Origin of the sequence: Aerococcus sp. UMB7834 (assembly GCF_030215145.1) — a bacterium.
Classification (GTDB): Bacteria; Bacillota; Bacilli; order Lactobacillales; family Aerococcaceae; genus Aerococcus.
Window position 1 is genome coordinate 85035 of the sequence record NZ_JASOLI010000006.1, and the last position, 19617, is coordinate 104651.

Annotated in this window: 20 protein-coding genes; 19 read left to right on the forward strand and 1 reads right to left on the reverse strand. The window is 43.3% G+C overall.

Translation table 11 applies throughout. The features are described from left to right. The first annotated feature begins 17 nt into the window (after positions 1 to 17). The 19 genes from QP339_RS06160 to QP339_RS06245 all read left to right on the forward strand — a co-directional run bounded on the left by QP339_RS06160 (position 18) and on the right by QP339_RS06245 (position 18220). Complete coding sequence (locus tag QP339_RS06160) at positions 18 to 863, forward strand: bifunctional 5,10-methylenetetrahydrofolate dehydrogenase/5,10-methenyltetrahydrofolate cyclohydrolase (protein ID WP_284910819.1); 846 nt, start codon at positions 18 to 20, stop codon at positions 861 to 863. After that, a complete protein-coding gene (gene xseA, locus QP339_RS06165; RefSeq protein ID WP_284910820.1) occupies positions 863 to 2239 on the forward strand; it encodes an exodeoxyribonuclease VII large subunit in 1377 nt (458 codons plus the stop codon). Before QP339_RS06160 ends, xseA begins: the two co-directional genes overlap by 1 nt. 1 nt (position 2240) lies before the next feature. Next, a complete protein-coding gene (locus QP339_RS06170; protein WP_067975983.1) occupies positions 2241 to 2471 on the forward strand; it encodes an exodeoxyribonuclease VII small subunit in 231 nt (76 codons plus the stop codon). Positions 2472 to 2478: 7 nt separating this feature from the next. Then, positions 2479 to 3351 carry a polyprenyl synthetase family protein gene (locus QP339_RS06175; RefSeq protein WP_284910821.1) on the forward strand — a complete coding sequence of 291 codons (873 nt, stop codon included), beginning with the start codon at positions 2479 to 2481 and terminating at the stop codon, positions 3349 to 3351. Positions 3352 to 3372: 21 nt separating this feature from the next. Then, complete coding sequence (locus tag QP339_RS06180; RefSeq protein WP_284910822.1) at positions 3373 to 4191, forward strand: TlyA family RNA methyltransferase; 819 nt, start codon at positions 3373 to 3375, stop codon at positions 4189 to 4191. A gap of 32 nt (positions 4192 to 4223) precedes the next feature. After that, positions 4224 to 5939 (forward strand): DNA repair protein RecN, encoded by a 1716-nt coding sequence (recN, locus tag QP339_RS06185; protein WP_070616984.1) that lies wholly within the window; start codon positions 4224 to 4226, stop codon positions 5937 to 5939. After that, on the forward strand, positions 5936 to 6880 hold the full coding sequence (miaA, locus tag QP339_RS06190; RefSeq protein WP_284910823.1) for a tRNA (adenosine(37)-N6)-dimethylallyltransferase MiaA: 945 nt from the start codon (positions 5936 to 5938) through the stop codon (positions 6878 to 6880). Before recN ends, miaA begins: the two co-directional genes overlap by 4 nt. Before the next feature lie 24 nt (positions 6881 to 6904). Continuing rightward, positions 6905 to 8125, forward strand: coding sequence for a GTPase HflX (gene hflX, locus QP339_RS06195; RefSeq protein WP_284910824.1), 1221 nt, complete (start codon positions 6905 to 6907; stop codon positions 8123 to 8125). A gap of 140 nt (positions 8126 to 8265) precedes the next feature. Continuing rightward, positions 8266 to 8934 carry a uroporphyrinogen decarboxylase/cobalamine-independent methonine synthase family protein gene (locus tag QP339_RS09685; protein ID WP_070616986.1) on the forward strand — a complete coding sequence of 223 codons (669 nt, stop codon included), beginning with the start codon at positions 8266 to 8268 and terminating at the stop codon, positions 8932 to 8934. Between the two features lie 102 nt (positions 8935 to 9036). Further along, positions 9037 to 9453 (forward strand): hypothetical protein, encoded by a 417-nt coding sequence (locus tag QP339_RS09690; RefSeq protein WP_502869657.1) that lies wholly within the window; start codon positions 9037 to 9039, stop codon positions 9451 to 9453. Positions 9454 to 9551: 98 nt separating this feature from the next. After that, entirely contained in the window at positions 9552 to 10697 is a 1146-nt protein-coding gene (locus QP339_RS06205; RefSeq protein WP_284910826.1) for an aminotransferase class V-fold PLP-dependent enzyme, read from the forward strand. Positions 10698 to 10709: 12 nt separating this feature from the next. Continuing rightward, positions 10710 to 11330 carry a DUF3841 domain-containing protein gene (locus QP339_RS06210; protein ID WP_070616989.1) on the forward strand — a complete coding sequence of 207 codons (621 nt, stop codon included), beginning with the start codon at positions 10710 to 10712 and terminating at the stop codon, positions 11328 to 11330. Positions 11331 to 11338: 8 nt separating this feature from the next. Further along, the gene (locus tag QP339_RS06215) at positions 11339 to 11953 is read left to right on the forward strand and encodes a DUF3841 domain-containing protein (RefSeq protein ID WP_070616990.1); all 615 of its coding nucleotides are present in this window, start codon (positions 11339 to 11341) and stop codon (positions 11951 to 11953) included. Positions 11954 to 12160: 207 nt separating this feature from the next. Continuing rightward, positions 12161 to 12904, forward strand: coding sequence for an isochorismatase family protein (locus tag QP339_RS06220; protein WP_070431744.1), 744 nt, complete (start codon positions 12161 to 12163; stop codon positions 12902 to 12904). 118 nt (positions 12905 to 13022) lie between these two features. Beyond that, entirely contained in the window at positions 13023 to 14423 is a 1401-nt protein-coding gene (hydA, locus tag QP339_RS06225) for a dihydropyrimidinase (RefSeq protein WP_284910827.1), read from the forward strand. Between the two features lie 20 nt (positions 14424 to 14443). Then, positions 14444 to 14791 carry a GrdX family protein gene (locus tag QP339_RS06230; protein ID WP_284910828.1) on the forward strand — a complete coding sequence of 116 codons (348 nt, stop codon included), beginning with the start codon at positions 14444 to 14446 and terminating at the stop codon, positions 14789 to 14791. Positions 14792 to 14819: 28 nt separating this feature from the next. Next, entirely contained in the window at positions 14820 to 16103 is a 1284-nt protein-coding gene (locus QP339_RS06235; protein WP_070616993.1) for a glycine/sarcosine/betaine reductase component B subunit, read from the forward strand. Positions 16104 to 16117: 14 nt separating this feature from the next. Then, positions 16118 to 17407, forward strand: coding sequence for a glycine/betaine/sarcosine/D-proline family reductase selenoprotein B (locus QP339_RS06240; RefSeq protein WP_284910829.1), 1290 nt, complete (start codon positions 16118 to 16120; stop codon positions 17405 to 17407). Positions 17408 to 17551: 144 nt separating this feature from the next. Further along, the gene (locus QP339_RS06245; RefSeq protein WP_284910830.1) at positions 17552 to 18220 is read left to right on the forward strand and encodes a Crp/Fnr family transcriptional regulator; all 669 of its coding nucleotides are present in this window, start codon (positions 17552 to 17554) and stop codon (positions 18218 to 18220) included. 86 nt (positions 18221 to 18306) lie between these two features. On the opposite strand, the gene grdB is transcribed toward QP339_RS06245, so the two are convergent. Next, entirely contained in the window at positions 18307 to 19599 is a 1293-nt protein-coding gene (grdB, locus tag QP339_RS06250; RefSeq protein WP_083294292.1) for a glycine reductase complex selenoprotein B, read from the reverse strand. Positions 19600 to 19617 lie beyond the last annotated feature (18 nt).

A 19617-nucleotide genomic window follows, 5' to 3' on the forward strand; every position in this document is an offset into this window, starting at 1 on the left:
GAAATGAGGAACGGAAAATGATTGAAATTTATTCTAAAGATTATGTAACAGAGCAAAAGGAAAAAATGGCTGAACGCGTTGAGGCTTTAAAAGCAAAAGGCATTCATCCGTCGATGACTACTTTCTTAGTTAAAGGGCGCAGCGCTAATGCCCAATACGCAAAGGTAAAAGGGCGTTTTGCTGAAACAATTGGTGTTGACTATCACTTAGTGGAATTGGATGCTGAAACCACTACAGAGGACCTCATTAAGGCAATTGAAGAGAAAAACCAGGATCCTAATACCCATGGCATCATGGTTGAGATGCCTCTACCTGAACATATCGATGAACGCCAAATCCGTATTGCTCTCGATCCTGATAAGGATGTGGATGCCCTCCATCCTATTCATTTAGGTAACTTACTCCACCAACGTCCTTCAACCATCCCGAATACGCCCTTGGCTGCGATGAAAATGCTAGAATTAGCAGGTACCGAATTCAAGGGGAAAGATTGTGTTGTCATCGGGAATAGTACGGTTGTTGGTCGGCCATTAGCTGAGCTTTTAGAACAAAAAGAAGCTACAGTGACCCTCTGCCATATCTACACAAATGATACAGCCAAATTTACCCGTGAAGCAGATATTGTTTGCTCTGCAACTGGTGTTCCTCACCTGGTAACTGAAGATATGATCAAAGAGGGAGCTACTATCGTTGACATTGGGACGACCTATACAGAAGAGGGCAAACTCTTAGGGGATGTGGATTATGAAAATGTCGCCCCTAAGACACGGGCGATAACTCCTGTTCCAGGTGGTGTAGGCCCTGTTACCCAAGTGATGCTTTTTGATCAAATGATCACGCGATTAGAAAAAGAGGCAAATTAATGACGCAAAGTAAATACTTGACAGTGAGCCAGCTCACCCAGTATATCAAAGCTAAATTTACCCGTGATCCTTATTTAGATACTGTCTATCTCACGGGTGAAATTTCTGGTTACCGGTCGCGGGGCAAGGCAAACAATCAGTATTTCAGCATAAAAGATGATAATGCGCTGATCTCGGCTGTGATTTTTCGCGGCCGATTTCAGCGTATTCCTTTTGACCTTGAAGAAGGAATGAAGGTCTTAGTTAAAGGGCGGGTAGGGCTCTATGAGAAGCAGGGTTCCTACCAACTTTATGTTGAAGACATCCAGCCTGATGGGATTGGGTCTTTTTACATTGCCTACCAACAGCTGAAAGAAAAATTAAGTAAGGAAGGCCTTTTTAATTTTGAACGCAAGGCGCTTCCTCCTTATCCTAAAAAAATTGCTGTCGTAACTTCACCAACGGGATCTGTGGTTCGCGATATTATAACGACTGTCCGTCGACGCTATCCCATTGTTGAAATTGTGATCTATCCTACAGTGGTTCAAGGCGACCGAGCTAAGGACAGTATCGTTAGCAATCTCAAACGTGCGGACCAAACTGGTAGCTATGACGTGATTATTGTCGGACGGGGCGGCGGCTCGATTGAAGACTTGTGGTGTTTCAATGAAGAAGAAGTTGCACGGACGATTGCTGCCTGTCAGACCCCCGTTATCTCTTCGGTCGGCCACGAAACGGACTACAGTTTAGCTGATGAAGTGGCCGACCGAAGAGCACCGACACCGACGGCTGCTGCCGAACTAGCAACGCCGGTTCTCTTAGCAGATTTGGTCTTTCGGATTCAAGAGCTTAGAAAACGTCTCTATACTGTCCAGGGCCAGCGTTTGAAGTATTACAGGCAGCGGCTAGCTAGTAGCCAGCAGTCCTATATTTTTACTCAGCCACAGAAACTTTACGATGGCTATCGGATGAAACTGATCGGCTTGGAAGGCGACTTGCAAGCTAACTTGCAGAAAAAATTAAAGAGCCAGCAGGACCAGGTGAGCCGGTTAAAAGACCTGTTAGCTAAGTATAACCCCCGCTATCAGCTCTTACAGTCCAAGCACCTCTATCAACAGATGAGCCAGAAGCTGGCCCAGTCCTTTGCTGACCAAGTGAAAAAAAAGGACCAAGATTTGCACCGACTTGTTACCCAATTGGACTTGTTGTCCCCTCTCAAACGTCTGTCAGGAGGCTATGCCTACCTGAGTAAGGATGGCCAGCATGTTAACAGCGTGCAGGACCTCCAAGCTGGCGATCATTTAGAAGTTCAACTACTCGATGGTCAGGTTTTCGCTCAGGTTGAGCGGATTGAAGAGGCTTGCTTATGGGATAAAGAAGATAAAAAGGAGAATTAGAATGGCAATTGACTTAGAGAATTTGACATTTGAACAAGCCATGGCAAAATTAGAAGAAATTGTTGCTAAATTACAGAACGGGGATATTCCCCTAGCTGACTCCATGACTTATTTCCAGGACGGAATGGCCCTAAGTAAGTACTGCAATGACAGCTTGCAAGAGGCTGAGGAGACCATGGTTAAATTGATGAACGAGAATGATGAACTCGAAGACTTTGATAAGCAAGGGTAGGGATAAGATGAATTTACAAGACTTTAGGCGGTCTTATGCAGCTGCCTTTGAAGAGGCCCTGCTGGAAGAATTTTCTGAACAAGACGCCACTAGCATCCACCCCAGTATCCGTTATAGTTTGACAAATGGCGGTAAGAGACTCCGCCCCTTCTTTATTTTAGCAATTGTCCAGGCTTTCGGTGGAGACCCTAAGTCAGCCTTTAGCCTGGCCAAGGCTATCGAATATATCCATTGCTATTCACTGATCCACGATGATTTACCCGCTATGGATGATGATGATTATCGCCGGGGAAAACCCAGTAACCACAAAGCTTTCGATGAAGCGACGGCTATTCTAGCTGGCGATGCCTTGCAGGCTAAGGCATTTGAAGTGATCAGTCAGGATAATAATCTAGCAGCTGAAAGTCGGGTCAGCTTACTCGCCCAATTAGCCCAAGCTGCTGGGGACCAGGGAATGGTAGCTGGCCAGATGAAGGATATTATTTATGAAGGACAAAAAGTTAGCTTGTCCCAATTGAAAGCCTTATACGACCAAAAAACCGGGGCCTTGATTCGTTTTAGTCTCCAAGCCCCCCTTGAACTGGTTCAAGTCAGTGACCAAACTAAATTTGAAATGGCGAGTTTTGCTCAAGCCTATGCCCTTGCCTTCCAGATCCAAAATGACCTCCAAGAAGTCTTGTGGACAGATGAAGAACGAGGAAAGCACGCCCATTCTGACCAGGAGCTGGCAAAGAACACCTATCCAGCACTCTTGGGTTTAGAAGCTGCCCAAGAGGCCTTGGCGGGTGAAATCAAAGGGTGTGAAGAAATACTAAGTCGCTTAGAAGAAGTCATGGATACTACTTTGATCCGCGATTTTCTCGATTATTTGAAAGTTTAAGCATGAGGAGATAGGAGAAAGATGGGCAAAGAACGCGTAGATGTCCTTGTCGTCCGCCAAGGCCTCGCCAATTCTAGAGAGAAGGCCAAGCGCTACATCATGGCAGGACAAATCTATAATGAAAAGCATGAACGCCTGGATAAAGCCGGGGAGAAGATTCCAGATACTTCTATATTGGAATTAAAGGGGGAGGATATGCCCTATGTTTCCCGGGGCGGATTGAAATTAGTTAAGGCTCGGGATAGTTTTGATATCGACTTTAAGGATTTGATCCTTTTAGATATTGGGTCATCGACGGGTGGTTTTACTGATGTTGCCTTGCAATCGGGAGCTAAGCAGTCTTATGCTCTAGATGTAGGCACTAATCAGTTAGATTGGAAGCTACGCTCGGACGACCGGGTGATTGTCATGGAGCAGACGAATTTTAGACATGCCAAAGTGGAAGATTTCCAAGCTGGCCAGCCAGATATTGCTAGCATTGATGTCTCCTTTATTTCCCTAAGCTTGATTCTCCCTCCCCTTGTTCCAATTCTCAAAGCAGGAGGACAAGTTGTTGCCTTAATTAAGCCACAGTTTGAAGCAGGTCGCGACCAGGTGGGCAAGAAGGGGATTGTCAGAGATCCTAAAGTTCACTTGGAAGTTTTGGACCGGACCTTTGGGATGGCACAGGACCTGGGTTACGATATCCTCAACTTAACCTATTCCCCAATCACGGGCGGATCAGGTAATATTGAATTTTTGGCCTTATTGAAGAATCAGCGGCGTGACCAGGGGCAGAATTTACTGACTATTTCTCCAGAAGAAGTAGTTAAAGCTGCCCATGACCAATTTCATGCTTAGTGATGACTTGAAGAGAAGAAGGGATTGACACCATGTTACAGCATCTCACCATTCGTAACTTCGCTATTATTGAAGAACTAGAAATTGATTTTGAAGATGGGATGACCGTCCTAACGGGAGAGACCGGGGCCGGTAAGTCAATTATCATTGATGCGGTTGGGCTTTTGATTGGAGGTCGGGGGGCTTCTGATTTTATCCGTTACCATTGTGACTCTTTCTTCTTGTCGGGGATTTTCTTTATGCCAGAGCTCGCAGAGGATGGACATCGCTTGCTTGAAGACTTGAAGATTCCCTTTGAGGATTCTCAACTGTTGATCAGCCGAGAGATGCACCGGTCAGGGAAGAATGTGATCCGCGTCAATGGGGTGACCTTAACTGTGGCCTTGTTGAAGAAAATTGGCAGCTACTTGGTAGATATCCACGGCCAAAATGAACACCAAAGTTTAATGGATGCCAGTCGCCATATTGAATTTTTGGATCATTTTGCTGGGAAAAAAATCCAAGGTAATCTAGAAGACTTCCAGAAAGAATACGACCACTATCAAAGTTTAAAAGATGAACTGGATCAACTTTCCTTAAATGAACAGGAACTGGCCCAACGCCTGGATTTGCTCCGCTTTCAAATTTCGGAAATCGATGCCAGTCAATTGGAAGTTGATGAAGACCAAGTCCTTGAAGAAGAACGCGAAGAACTACAGAACTACCAAAAGATTGCGGAAGTCCTACAATTCGTTACAGCTGGTCTCTCCTATGAAGAAGTGAATGTCATCGACCGGTTGGGGCAAATGTCTGGTGAATTAGCTCGTTTGGCGGGAATGAACCAGCAATTTGACCAGTTTATTGAACAAATGGATGCAGCCTATTATGGCCTCCAAGACCTATCTTCGGATATCCACCATTACATGGAGGACATGGTCTATGACCAGGATCGACTCAACCAGATTGAAGAGCGCCTTAATGCCATTCAAAAATTAAAACGAAAGTACGGACAGACTATTGAAGAGATCTTAGCCTATGCTGACCAAGCACGGGAAGAGTTGGAGCGGCTCGACCACCAAGAGAGCCACCAGGAAGATCTTGAAAGCAAGCTCCAAACGTCCAAAGATCGCCTGCTTGACTTGGGCCACCAGCTGCATGAAGATAGGAGCCAAGCGGCCAAAGATTTGGAACAAGTCATCATGGACCAGATGAAGGAGCTCTATATGGCCAAGGCTAAGTTCAAAGTGCAAATTGACCTATCTAACCGTTTCTACAAAAATGGGATGGACCGGGTGGAATTCTATATTGCCACTAACCCAGGTGAACCTTTTAAAGCTTTAACTAAGGTGGCTTCTGGTGGGGAACTTTCACGCTTGATGCTGGCGATGAAAGCTGTTTTCCAAGAGGCTAAAGGGGTGACTTCCATCGTCTTTGATGAGGTCGATACAGGTGTTAGCGGCCGTGTTGCCCAAGCTATAGCAGAGAAAATGTATCAAATTTCATTAGGTGCTCAAGTGCTTTGCATCAGTCATTTAGCCCAGGTTGCTGCTATGGCAGACCAACAGCTCTACATTCACAAGTCGGAAAAGGATGGGCGGACTATGACCCAAGTTAAAGACCTGAATCGAGAAGAGCGAGTCGAAGAATTAGCCCGTATTTTAGCCGGCGAACAGATTACAGAAAGTTCACGTCTAGCCGCAGAAGACCAGTTGGACCAAGCAGCTCAGGATCGCCAAGCCATGCACCAAGCCTATGAGGAGGTTCTATGACTAAAGAGAAACTTATTGTCATCTGTGGCCCCACTGGTGTCGGAAAAACCGCATTAAGTCTAGATCTTGCGCAAAAATTTTCTGGCGAGGTGGTTAACGGCGATTCCATGCAGGTTTATCGCCAGCTAGATATCGGTACCGCTAAAATCAGTCCAGAAGAATGTGGGACTATTCCCCACCATCTCTTTGATTTACGGGAAGTTCACGAAAGCTATAGTGTGGCCGACTTTAAGCGGGATGCCACAGAAGTCATCACGAATATCCATGAAAGGGGGCACTTGCCTCTCTTAGTGGGAGGAACGGGTCTCTACCTTGAGGCCTTGCTCTATGATTTTGACTTAGGGGCGGAAGTTGCTGAGCACCCGGCCTTTCGTGAGGCTATGGCGGACTATGCCGACCAGTATGGACCCTTAGCCCTCCACCAAAAATTGCAAGCCGTTGACCCCGAAGCAGCGGAAGCCATCCATCCCAATAACCAACGCCGGGTGATTCGAGCGCTTGAAGTGTGCCAGTTTTCGTCAGGTAAATTTTCTGACCAGAAGCAGTCCCGACACCAGGACAGTCCTTATGATTTATTAATTATTGCCTTGGTTCGGGACCGGCAGAAGCTCTACGCTCAGATCAACCAGCGAGTGCTTGAAATGGTGGACCAAGGTCTCCTTGAAGAGGCTAGGTGGCTTTACCAGCAAGACTTACCGTCTGATGCCCAGTCGATGAAGGCCATTGCCTACAAGGAACTCTTTCCCTACCTGAGCGGTCAAGAGAGACTCGAGACAGGCATCCAGCGCCTGCAAAAAAATACCCGCCACTATGCCAAAAGACAATTAACTTGGATCCGCCACCGCTTGCCTGCTGCTCAGACCTATGACCTGGTGGATGATCCCCAAGCAACCGACTACCGGCGCCTAGTCGAAGAAGTTAAGCGCTTCCTTAAAACTTAGTTACTAGTTGAGAAAGGAGTCTCTATGCAAGAAGTTATTGCTGTATTATTAGAAGATAAGTCAGAAACTGACCAGGATTTCCAGATGCGTCTAGAAGAGTGCCAAGAATTAATTAAGACGGCTGGAGGTAAGCTCGTTTGGACTCTAACCCAGAGCCGGGAACATCCTGATCCCAGAACGTATATTGGCCAAGGAAAGTTAGCTGAATTAAAATCCTTAGCAGAAACCCTGTCTGCTGATCTGATTATTTTTTATGATGCATTGAGCCCTTCACAAGTTCGTAATATTGAGGCAGCCCTGGATTGGCCAGTGATTGACCGCGTCCAACTCATTTTAGATATCTTTACCTTGCGCGCCCATTCCAAGGAGGCTAAGCTCCAAGTCGCTCTTGTTCAGAATGAATACCTCCTTCCCCGACTAGCCGGACAGGGTCTGGCCCTTTCGCGTTTGGCCGGGGGTATCGGAACTAGGGGGCCGGGGGAGAGCCAGTTAGAGCGTGATCGCCGAACCCTCCGCGATGCAATTAGTCGGATTAAGAAGCAGTTGAAGGAAGCGGAGAAGCACCGGGAAGTTAGCCGGGAGAGGCGAACGCGTAGCAGCCAATTTAAGATTGGTCTTGTTGGCTATACCAATGCTGGCAAGTCCACCATCTTGAATGGCTTGACTGAAGCTGAAACTTACGAAGAAGACCAACTTTTCGCTACCTTGAGTCCTCTGACTCGGAACTTTACTTTAGAAAATGGCTTTCAGATGACCATAACAGATACGGTGGGCTTTATTCAAGACTTGCCCCCTATGGTGATTGATGCCTTTCATTCGACTTTGGAAGAGAGTGGAGATGTTGACCTTCTATTGATTGTAATTGATGCGTCTTCACCTCATGCTCAAGCACAAGAGAAGACTGTTTACCAGCTTTTGGAGGACTTGGATATGCTCCAAATTCCGCATCTATTCGTTTATAATAAGATGGATCGGCTCGAAAGACCAGAGCTGCTTAATCCTTCTTCGCCTTATGTGGCGATATCTGCTCGGTCTTCCCAGGGCATGGTTAAGTTAGAAGAAGGCATAATCGACCGTCTGCACTCAATGTATGATTATTTTGAACTTAAGGTTTCTAGCCAGAATGCCTCTTACTATCTTGGACATGCCGATCGAATATATATTGAATCTTTTGAATTTGACGAACTGTCTAATGACTATATGATCAAGGGCTATAAGCGACCACATACGCCTTTGAACGGCTAAGGATGAACTGGGCAAATATTTGTCTAGCTATGATAAACAACCAAGAAATGAGATTCAGGCCTATCATATTGCGCTTTTTACTAGCTAATGCTATCCTGAATATAGTATAACGAATACTTTGAAAAGAGGAGTTATTAAGCATGAAAGGAAAATTTAAGCCTTTTTCCACTTCACTGATGGGCTCCTGGCCGCGTAGTGAAGAGTTGTTGGAGGCAAGCCAAACTTATCGTCAGAAAAATTTATCTGATGAAGATTATTCTGCTTTAGTCAACCAAGAAACAGAAAAGTTAGTTAGAGCCCAAGAGGCTGCTGGGATTGATGTGATTACTAATGGGGAATTAGCACGGGATAATTATATCTCTTTTGTCGCAGATAAGGTCCCTGGCATTGAGTTGATGTCTGTTGAGGAAGTTATGGCCTTAACGAATGAAGATGATAAGGACCAATTACAAAGCAGCTTAGAAGAAAGAGATGTTCATAATACAGGAATGAACAACCCAATCTGTACAGGCAAAATAGACACAGATGTTAAGTTAGATACGGATGAAATGCTAGCCTTAAGACAAATGACTAATCATCCCTTGAAAGCCACCCTACCTAGTCCCTATTTGTTAACTCGGTCATTGTGGTTAGAAGGGGTTTCAGACAAGGCTTATGCCAGTCGTGAAGACTTAGGTCAGGATGTTTTAACCCTTATTCTTAATGAGACCAAGCGTTTGCTTGCTATGGGTATTGAAGTTATTCAAATAGATGACCCGATTCTTGCAGAAGTTGTTTTATCTGAGGACATGAAGCGGGGCTTTTACTGAGGGGTCTTATCAGAGAAAGTCAAGTTTGACGAAGAATTAAAATTTGCCCAGTCCTTAATCAAACCCGTTTTAGACCTTATTCGACCTAGCCAAAGCTTAAGCATGTTGCATGTCTGCCGGGGGAATTATACACGCGATGAAGCGGGTTTATTAGAAGGCTCTTATGCTCCCTTATCTGACTTTTTTGAAGCAGTGGCTCCTGACATGTTGACTTTAGAATTTTCAACGCCAAGAGCTGGGGAATTAAAAGACCTTTTCCGGAACGAACACTTAGCTGACCATGTCATGTTAGGGCTTGGTGTGGTCAATCCAAGAACGGATGAGATTGAAAGTATCGATAGTATTGTGGCACGTGTTGAAGAAGCCTTAGCTTATTTACCTGCTGATCGTATTTGGCTAAACCCTGATTGTGGTTTTGCTACCTTCTCCAATCGCCCAATGAATCAGGACCGGGTGATCGCCAAGAAGATGCGAGCTCTTTCTCAAGCGAGTCAGCTATTAAGGGACAAATACGCTTAGTTAGAAGAAGTAAAGATAAAATTGAATCCAATGGCTAAAGGCTTTCTAATAGGAATTAGGGAAGGACTTTAGCCATTTTTTAGAAATGAGGGAAAGCTATGATTTATTTAGATAATGCGGCTACCAGTATCCAAAAACCTGTTTGTGTCATTGAAGCGGTAGTGGATGCCATGCATCACTTAGGAAATGCTGGTCGTGGAGCGAACGAAGAGTCGCTTCAAGGTTCACGTACTTTATTTAATTGTCGGAGTCAGTTAAACCAATTGATGCATGGGGAGTCGCCTCAGCAGATTGCTTTTGCTTTAAATTCGACTGAAGCATTGAATACGGCCATTCGCGGGCTTTTTCGGCCGGGTGACCATGTGATTAGTTCAGTGATGGAACATAATTCGGTGCTTCGTCCTCTCTATACTTTAAAAGACCAGGACTTGGAACTGAGCTTGCTACCGTGTGATGACAAAGGACGCCTGGTTATCGAGGACTTGCCCTCTTACATACGTTCGAATACCAAAGGCCTTGTTCTTACCCATGCCTCTAATCTCACTGGAAACTTGAATCCTATTGAGGATTTAGGGCAGATTGCTCATGAACATGGCTTGTATTTTGTCGTAGATGCTTCCCAAAGCCTGGGGGCCATCCCTATAGATGTCCAGGCAGCCCAAGTGGATGTGCTTTGTTTTACTGGGCACAAGAGTTTGCTTGGGCCCCAGGGAACAGGAGGTCTCTATGTGCGTCCAGGTCTCAATATTCGTCCACTCAAGGCAGGGGGAACAGGGATCGATACCTACAACCATTATCAACCTCAACGTATGCCTGAAGCCCTTGAAGCTGGGACGCAAAATGGTCACGGTCTAGCGGGTCTGAGTGCAGCAGTTGAGTATATTCTTGATCAAGGGGTAACAAATATTCATGAGAGAGAAGTATCTTTAATCCAGTATTTTTATCAAAATTTACAAGATATAGAAGGCCTCCATATTTACGGCGACTTTACAGCTGATCGGGCACCGGTTCTTGCGCTTAATATCTGGGATATCGATTCTTCAGAAATTGCTGAAGACTTAGAAGAAGACTTTGATATTGCCGTACGTTCAGGAGGGCACTGTGCTCCGCTTATGCACCAAGCGTTGGGGACAGCTAACCAAGGGGCTGTGCGCTTTAGCTTTGGCTACTTTACAAGCAAAGAAGAAGTAGACCAAGCCATCACAGCACTTAAAATTTTAGTTGATCGTTATCGTCCTGAATAGGAGGTTTTCAACATGGAATATATCCGCTTATATACCCGACAACATGAAAATTCGCTCTATGAATTAGAGCGCACAGGATCTATTCGAAACAAAAGCATCTACGTTCGTTTGCACATGGGGCCAGATGCTGATTATTTTGCTGAAAGATATCGCAGCTTTGTTGCGATGGCAGAAGAGCGAATCCCTAGACCAGAAGGGGTGGAATACCCGATTTGGTGTGCTATAAGTAAGGATACCGCCCGGCTGCCGATTAAAGGGGAATTGCTCTATTGCCTAAGGGTGCCCAAGGATCAAGTTATTTTTTTTGATGGGCAAAAATGGGACTATGTTTTGAACTATTTGTATATTCCAAGTGATGAGCTAGATAAGTCTGCTTTTAAGCAAGAGCTACAAGCCCGAGGCCTGCCATCCGCCTATAATATTATAAAGGGTAAGTATGCCGGCTTTTATCCTGATCTTGAAGAGAAAATTCGCGCCTCTTGGCCAAGAATATTTGACATTGAGGAGCCGTCTCGCTTTAGGGTCCAGGCTAATCTTTGGGAGATTCGACAAGAGTGGATTGAAGACATTATCTATCCAGGGGAAGACTTCGTTCAAAAGACCCAGGGTAAATTAGATGCTTTTGGACAGTGAGGTGCTTTATGCAAACAATTGCTCTTTATACCCGACAGAATGAAAAATCTTTGCAGGAACTAAAACGGACAGGGGCTGTGCGCAATAAAGAGATTTATGTCAGACTTCATATGGGTGTGGATGCCGATCATTTTTCTGAACGTTATCGCTGCTTTGTTGAGATGGCGGAAAAATTTGTATCCCGTCCTCAGGGTGTTGATTACCCAATCTGGTGTACAGCTAATAAGCATTATTGTAAGCGTCCTGTTCAGGGTGAACTTGTTTACTGCCTCCAAGTCCCCCGAGAAGAAATTATATTCTTTGATAGTCTAAAATGGGACTATGTTCTAAATTATCAGTATTGTCCTAAAAATGAAGCAGATGCCCGAACTTTCAACCAAAAATTAGAAGCTTTAGGCATCCAAAACATTGTCAACTTATTCCAGAGAAAATATGATGGCATGTATGAAGAGATCAAACATGAGATTAAGAACAGCTGGTCGAGAATATTTGATTTAGAAACGAAAGATCCAGCGATTATCGAAGGAAATATTTGGCAAATTAAAGAGGAGTGGATTCAGCATATTGTGTATCCAGGAGACTCATTTTTTGAAATCGTTAAGGATATAGAAGATAGCTATTAAATGAGTAAATATTTAAAATAAAACAGTAAAATGTTAGACTACTAACATTTTATTAAGCAAAGGTATGGTTAAATATAAGTGTAGAGGAAAACATTAGGAAAAATGTAAGCGCTATATTTGATTTTAGCCTTGCCCAAGTGTTTACTTCTCGGAGGCGCTTTCGTAATGCTGTGATATCAGCTTTTGATTTTATTAGGAGGAAAACTAATGACTGAGAAACAAAATCCAGATTACAAATATGTTGATGAGTATGGCTTCGATGAAGCAGGTTTAAAAGAAGCCTTTGAAGAAGCACGTAAGATTTATAAAGAACGTGGTTTCATGCGTGAAATGGGTGTCGGTAAGGCACCAGCCATCACAACAGTTGACATGGCTAGAGCTTGGATGACAGAAGGCCACCCCTTCACTTGTGATCACTCTGAAGAAGTCTGTGCTGAAGCACTAAAAGTATTAAATGCTGGGCGTAAAGCAGGCATTCCAATCTTTCATACAACGACTGGCTATTGGGGTGAACAGCAATGGGACCTACCACGTTGGGATGAAAAGATTCCTATGCACACCTTAGATATTCATGATGATTACTGGATGGCTATTGATCCTAAATTAGATCCTCAGCCAGAAGAACCAGTTATTCATAAGAAATATGCTTCTAATTTCTTCGGCACCCATTTAAATCAAACCTTGAATTTCTTAGGAGTAGACACTTTGATCGTAATGGGAGCAACAGCATGTGCCTGTGTACGTCACACCGTAATGGATTCAACAGGTTATGGCTATAAAACATTAATTCCTCGTGGCACAGTTGGCGACCGTGTACCTGGAGTTATTGAATGGAACCTCTTTGACATGGAGGCTAAATTTGCTGATGTTTGGGAAGTTGATGAAGTCGTTAAATATTTAGAAGGCATTGATCCTAGCGTTTATACTAAGCATGAACGTGCTAATGATTAAATTAAGACAAATTGCATAGCACTTAGGGCTGTGCCTAAACATATGAACCCGTAAGGCCCTTAAGGCATGCTTGCGGGTTTTCTTATCTAAAATATATGGCAAGAAAGGAAGGCAGAACATGGCTTTACTAATCAAGAACGGAACAATTGTTTCTTCAACTGCTGAATACCAAGCAGATATCCTCATTGAAGATGAAAAAATTAAAGCGATTGCAGAAAATATTGACCCAGCAGATCACGAATTGGTTGATGCCAGTGGGAAATATATTTTTCCTGGTGGGGTTGATGAGCATGTCCATATGGGGCCTTTTGATACTTACGGTTTTGAAACTTCTCACGCAGCTTTGGTAGGGGGGACAACAACTATTGTTGACTTCGCACCTCAGGACGAGGGGGATACGGTGATTAATTCTTTCCACCGCCATAAGGATGAAAAAGCTCAAGGCACTGCTTCTCCCGATTTCTCCTTCCATGGGATGGTTATGGATACTAGCGAAGCTCTATTAGATGAAATTCCTAAGATGGTTGAAAATGGTATCGTTAATCTCAAATTCTTTATGGCTTATAATGGTACCCCCTTCCATGTGGAAGATGATTTAATTTTTAAGGCGATGCAAATCTGTAAAGATTATGGCATTACGCCTTGGGTTCATTGCGAAAATGGAGATATGATTGAGGTTCTGAAAGATGAATTAGTGGAAGAAGGTGTGACTAAGCCGATTGGTCACTATCTCTCTTCACCTCCAACAGTAGAGGATGAAGCGGTTCAGCGTTTAATTTATCTAGCTAAGTTAGCTGACTGCCCCATTTTTATTGTTCACAATACCACAGCAGGTGCATGCGCTAATATCAAACGCGCCCAAAATGAAGGGCAGCCTGTTTACGGCGAAACTTGCACACACTATCTAGCTATTGATACTTCTTACTTGGAAAAAGATAACTTTGAAGGGGCTAAGTGGGTATGCGGTCCTGCTATTCGTCCAAAAGAACATATTAAAGCGGTCTGGAAGGCCATAGAAGATGGCACTCTGATGAGTATTGGATCCGACCATGCAGCTGTTGTAGGGGGCTTTGAAAAAGCTAAAAAACGTGGAATAGATGACTTTACGAAAATTCCTAATGGTGTCCCTGGTATGCAGGACCGACTTTACATGGTATGGACACAAGGCGTCGAAAAAGGACGAATTTCAAAACAAGATTTTGTACGTCTTTGTATGGAAAATCCGGCCAAACTATGTGGAATATACCCTCAGAAGGGGGCTTTACTTCCTGGCTCTGATGCTGATATTCTCATTTGGGACCCAAGCTATGAAGGCAAAATTTTAGTAGAAAATAGCTACGAAGGTACTGACTATAACACCTTTGAAGGTTTTGAACAAAAAGGAATTGCCGACAAAGTTTATCTTAGAGGTCAATTAATGGCTGAAAGAGGGGAGCTAGTTGGTGAGAAAGGGCAAGGTAGGTATATCCGCCCTAAAGCTTATACTGTCTGCTATGATAAATACCATAAAGGAGAATAGCAAGTTAGGAGTTGCAATCCGTGAAATATATCATTGTATCCAATAATGAAAGCTTATTAAAGCGTGTTGATTATTTGCATTTTGTAGAAGGTGGCTTTTGGGATGTATTAATTGAAGTACGCAATCTGATTCATATTGGTTGGCGTCCTCTGACACATCCCTTGCCGGCTTCTCTACGGATGATGCTATCTCCTGTACGATCCGTTATCTTAGCTGATGTGAGTCACGATAAGAGCTATGAGATCATTGAACAGTCAATGGATCTTTATCAAAGGACTCTGGGAGAAAGACAAGCTGACTTTAAAAATTTAACCGACTACCAGCGACTTGACCAGGAACTTTTGATGGTAGCCTTAGCTGACCTTTAGGCCGGACATCCTGTAAAGAGGTGTGAAGATGAAACTTGAATTACAAAATGTTGTTATTAAAAAAATTGATTTTGGCAAAAAAACAGAGATCAAAGACGACCAGCTCTATATTAATCGAGATGAAATGATAGCTGAATTAATGGCGATTGACCAGGTCAAAGCGATTCAAATTGTCTTGGCTCGGCCCGGTGAAAAGAAGCGTTTAATTCCTGTCAAGGATGTGATTGAACCTCGTTTGAGAATTGGACGGGGGAATCAATTTCCTGGGGTAACTGGAGAAATTGAACAATTAGGTCAGGGAAGCACCAAAAAAATGCAGAATGTAGCAGTCGTTACTGTGGGGGATATTGTTGGCTTCCAAGAGGGAATTATTGATATGTGGGGCGAGGGAGCTAAGTGGACACCATTCTCACAAACATTGAATGTCGTTGTTAACATTGAGCCGGAAGAAGGCCTTGAACCACACGAACATGAAAAAGCTTGCCGGTTAGTTGGGCTTAAGGCGAGTGAATATTTGGGAGCTGCTTTAGAAGGCATTAGTCCAAACTCAAGTGAGTCTTTTGAGATTGAAGATGTGAAAACTAGTTTGGAAAAATATCCTAATTTACCACGGGTTGCCTATGTGGAGATGTTAATTGCTCAGGGTCTCCTTCATGATGGTTATATTTATGGAGTGGATGCTAAGCAAATTCTACCCACTCTGCTGAACCCACTGGAAGAGTTGGATGGAGCGGTTATATCGGGGAACTGTGTGGCAGCTTGCGATAAGATAACGACCTACCAACACCAAAATAATTCCGTTATCTTAGAATTACTTAAACGCCATGGCAAAGATTTAGTTTTTGTTAGTTCAATTCTTGTGCCAGAATTAACCATTCTGGACGGCAAGTTTAGAACAGCTGACTATACCGTGAAGTTATGCCAGTTGCTTGGTCTGGATGGCGTCATTGTCTCTGAGGAAGGCTATGGAAATCCTGATTCGGATTTAGTAATGATTGCCGAAGGATTAGAGAATTCAGGAATTAAAACAGTTTTGATTACGGATGAGTGCTCAGGTTGGGATGGTGATTCTCAGCCTCTAGCAGATGCTAAAGAAGAAGCTAAGGCAGTGATTTCAACCGGAAACGTTTCTCACCTTATCCATTTGGAAGCTGCTGAAGAGGTTTTAGGAGATGCTAAAGCAATTGCTAATCTCTCAGGAGGTTGGGAAGGTAGCTTAGATGAGGCAGGAAATATTAGTTGTGAGCTAAATGCGGTAATTGGAGCTACATCTGAAATCGGTTACCATAATCTTACTGTCGAATTACATTAGGGAGGAGGCTAATAATGAAAAAAGTACTCTATTATTTAAACCAGTTCTTTGGTCAAATTGGGGGCGAAGATCAAGCTGATATAGAACCGCGTTTAGTTGAAGGTGCCATTGGACCAGCTATGGCTTTTTCCCAGCAATTAGAAGAAGGAGAAGTGACCCATACTATTATTTGTGGGGATAATTACTTCAATGAAAATTTAGAACTTGCCCAACAATTTATTATGGAGAGCTATAATGAGCTCCAGCCAGATTTAGTGGTCGCTGGTCCTGCTTTTAATGCAGGGCGTTATGGGATGGCTTGTGCAGGTGTTGCGAATACCCTAAAAGATAAAACGACGGTTCTTACTGGGATGTACCATGAAAATCCAGCCGTAGCACAATGCCGTAGCCATGCCTATATCGTTCCCACTGGTGATTCAGCGGCATCGATGCGTAAGGCTTTACCTGCTATGGTTGAGCTAGCAACTAAAATCTTGGCTGGTAAAGAAATTTTAGCAGAAGAAGATGGCTTTATGATGCAGGGGCGTCGTTTGACGGTCTTTTCTAATCAAACAGGAGCTGAGCGAGCTAGCGAAATGCTCTTAAAACGTCTGCATAATGAAAGCTATGAAACTGAGCTTCCCATGCCAGAATTCGATTATGTCCAAGCAGCAAGTCCAATTACAGATATGCCGCATGCGACAATTGCTCTGGTCACAACAGGGGGAATTGTTCCTGAGGGTAACCCTGACCACTTGCAATCCGCTTCTGCTCAGAAATGGGTAAAATATGATGTCTCAAATTTAACTCAGCTTGCAGGTAAATTTATTACTGTTCATGGGGGCTTTGACCCAGTTTATGCGAATGATAAGGCCGACCGTATTGCACCTTTAGATGAACTGTACCGCCTAAAAGAGAAGGGGACTATCGGAGATATCTACAAGTATTTTTACTCAACAACAGGGACAGGGACTTCTGTCGGAAATTCTGAGAAATTTGGTCGAGAGATCGGTCAAGAACTTTCAGATGCAAAAGTAGACGGCGTCATCCTAACTTCTACCTGAGGGACCTGTACGCGTTGCGGTGCAACGATTGTTAAAGAAATTGAACGTTTTGGAATTCCTATAGTGCATATGGCAACGATTACTACTATTTCGGAGTCTGTTGGTGCTAATAGAATTGTACCAACTATAGCCATTCCTTATCCTGTGGGCAATCCTGAATTAGATGACAGAGAAGCGAACCTTAGAGATGAATTAGTAGATCGGGCGATTCGTGCGCTATCAACTGATGTCGCCTCACCGACTGTTTTTAAGAAAGAATAACTTAGAGGGGGGAGAGTCTGACTCTTCCCTTATTTAAATTTATTTTTAAAAAATCTATTTATAATAATAATTCAGCTTTTAAATGATAAAATAAACTTATCATTTATAAAACATTACTTTTAAAATGGGTTTAGAGGTGTGAGGATGTACTATAAGGAATTAGCAAATTTTTCACTATTTCAAAATGTTAGTAAGGAAAGTGTTGACCTAATTAATGCAATGAATATAAGAGTAAAAAATTTTAAAGTAGGTGAGCGAGTTAATTTTTTGGGTGATCCGATTCAATATATCTATGTCATTGCATCGGGATGTCTTAAAACAAATGAATATTTAATGAATGGTAAGGAAATTGTATCGTCATATTACTTCGGCTATGACGCTTTTCCCTTATATTTGATCTATGGGGGAGCAACAACTTACCCTTATAATATTTATTGCCATAAACAGGCTCAAGTATATTGTTTACCTGTTGAGGAGCTAAAGGCCTGTATTGATGCTGATCCAAAACTTATGTCAAATGTATTGGTATTTGTTTCTAAATATTGTTTAAAAAACAAGAAAGTCATTCAAACAGTTAGCTATCCTAAAGTATCCCAACGCTTGGCTTTCTGGCTCCTAACTTCGAGTGACCAGAGAGATAATTTTAGGATACCAGGAACTCAGGAACTCTTTTCAGATATACTTTTGGTGAATCGGTCTTCTTTAAATCAAGAGTTAAAACGTTTGACCAATAATGGAATAATTTCAATCTATGGTCGTCGTATTCACATAAATGACCGGTCGGCTTTAAATAGGATTTTAGAAAACACTTAAAAATAGGCCATTAAAAAACGACTCGAAACCGAGTCGTTTTTGTGCGTATGATCAGGCTTGATTTAAGCTAGTCTTATTAAGAACATTTATTCAAAAATTGTTTGTTCGCTGATGTCAGTTTGTAGAGCATCTAGAGCTTTGTTAACTAAGTTTAAGCGAAGTTTATGTTCGTCTTCTGGACTTAATTCTGGGTTACCGAGTGGGTGAGGAATAGCGATTGTAGGTACAATCCGGTTCGCCCCAACGGTTTGAGAAATAGGTGTAACAGTACACATATGAACGATTGGAATACCAGCGCGTTCAATTTCTTTATACATCGTTGCTCCGCAACGCGTGCAGGTACCTCAGGTGGAGGTGAGGATAACGGCATCAACGCCATCCTCTTTCAATTGGTTAGCGATTTCTTCACCGTATTGGCGAGCGCTAGCTACTGCAGTACCGTTCCCAACTGTCGTGAAGAAGGTATTGTAGACTTTACCAATTTCGCCCGCTTCTTCTTTTTCACGCAAGATATCGAGCGGTAACACACGGTCAGCGTCTTCATCTGCGTAAGTTGTATCATAACCACCGTGGGCAGATTCGTAACCGTCTTTAAAGTTTTTAACGCCTTCGATATTGTAAGCGCCAAATTTAGATGCGGAAGATGATTCGATGTGGTCAGGGTTGCCTTCTGGTACAACACCACCGGATGTTACGAGGGCGATGGTTGCATTCTTAAGGTCCTTGAGGGCAGGAGCTGGATCCACATTATCAAATTCTGGCATTGGATATTCGGTAGTAAATTCTTCGCCATTTAATTTCTTAATCAGCATATTGACAGCACGTAAAGAGCCGCGTTCTTCTGCTTGATAGTTTTGACGGTGGCGAGGGAAGTAACCGTCTTTATCTGGTGTCACATCTTCCCCAGCTAATATTTTATTAACCAGTCCAGAAATGGCAGGAATTGCTTTACGCATTGAGGCAGCTGAATTACCTGTTGGCACAATATAAGCTGTCTTGCTGTACATTTCTTTCCCTGGGTTTTCTTCGTACATACCAGTTACTGCAGGAATGCCTAGCTCAGTAATGACTTCACTAGCGACTGCACCAGCGGCCATCCCATAACGTCCAGCATTGAAGGCAGGACCTGCAATCACGAGATCTGGTTCATAAGATTTAATCATCTCTAGAACTTCTGGTAAAGCGGTATCGATATTTTCATTAAAGTAAGAGTCACCACAGACAACAGTGCCGACGATTTCGGCATCTTCTAAAGGACCATTTAGACCAAGACCGGGACCTTTAGGACCATCTTCTTTAAAGGGTTTAGTGTCTGCTTTCTCTTCACCACCAATCCCAGCATAGAACTGGTTGATGTAGTGAACAACACGTTTAGTCATTTATAAACCTCCTTTGAT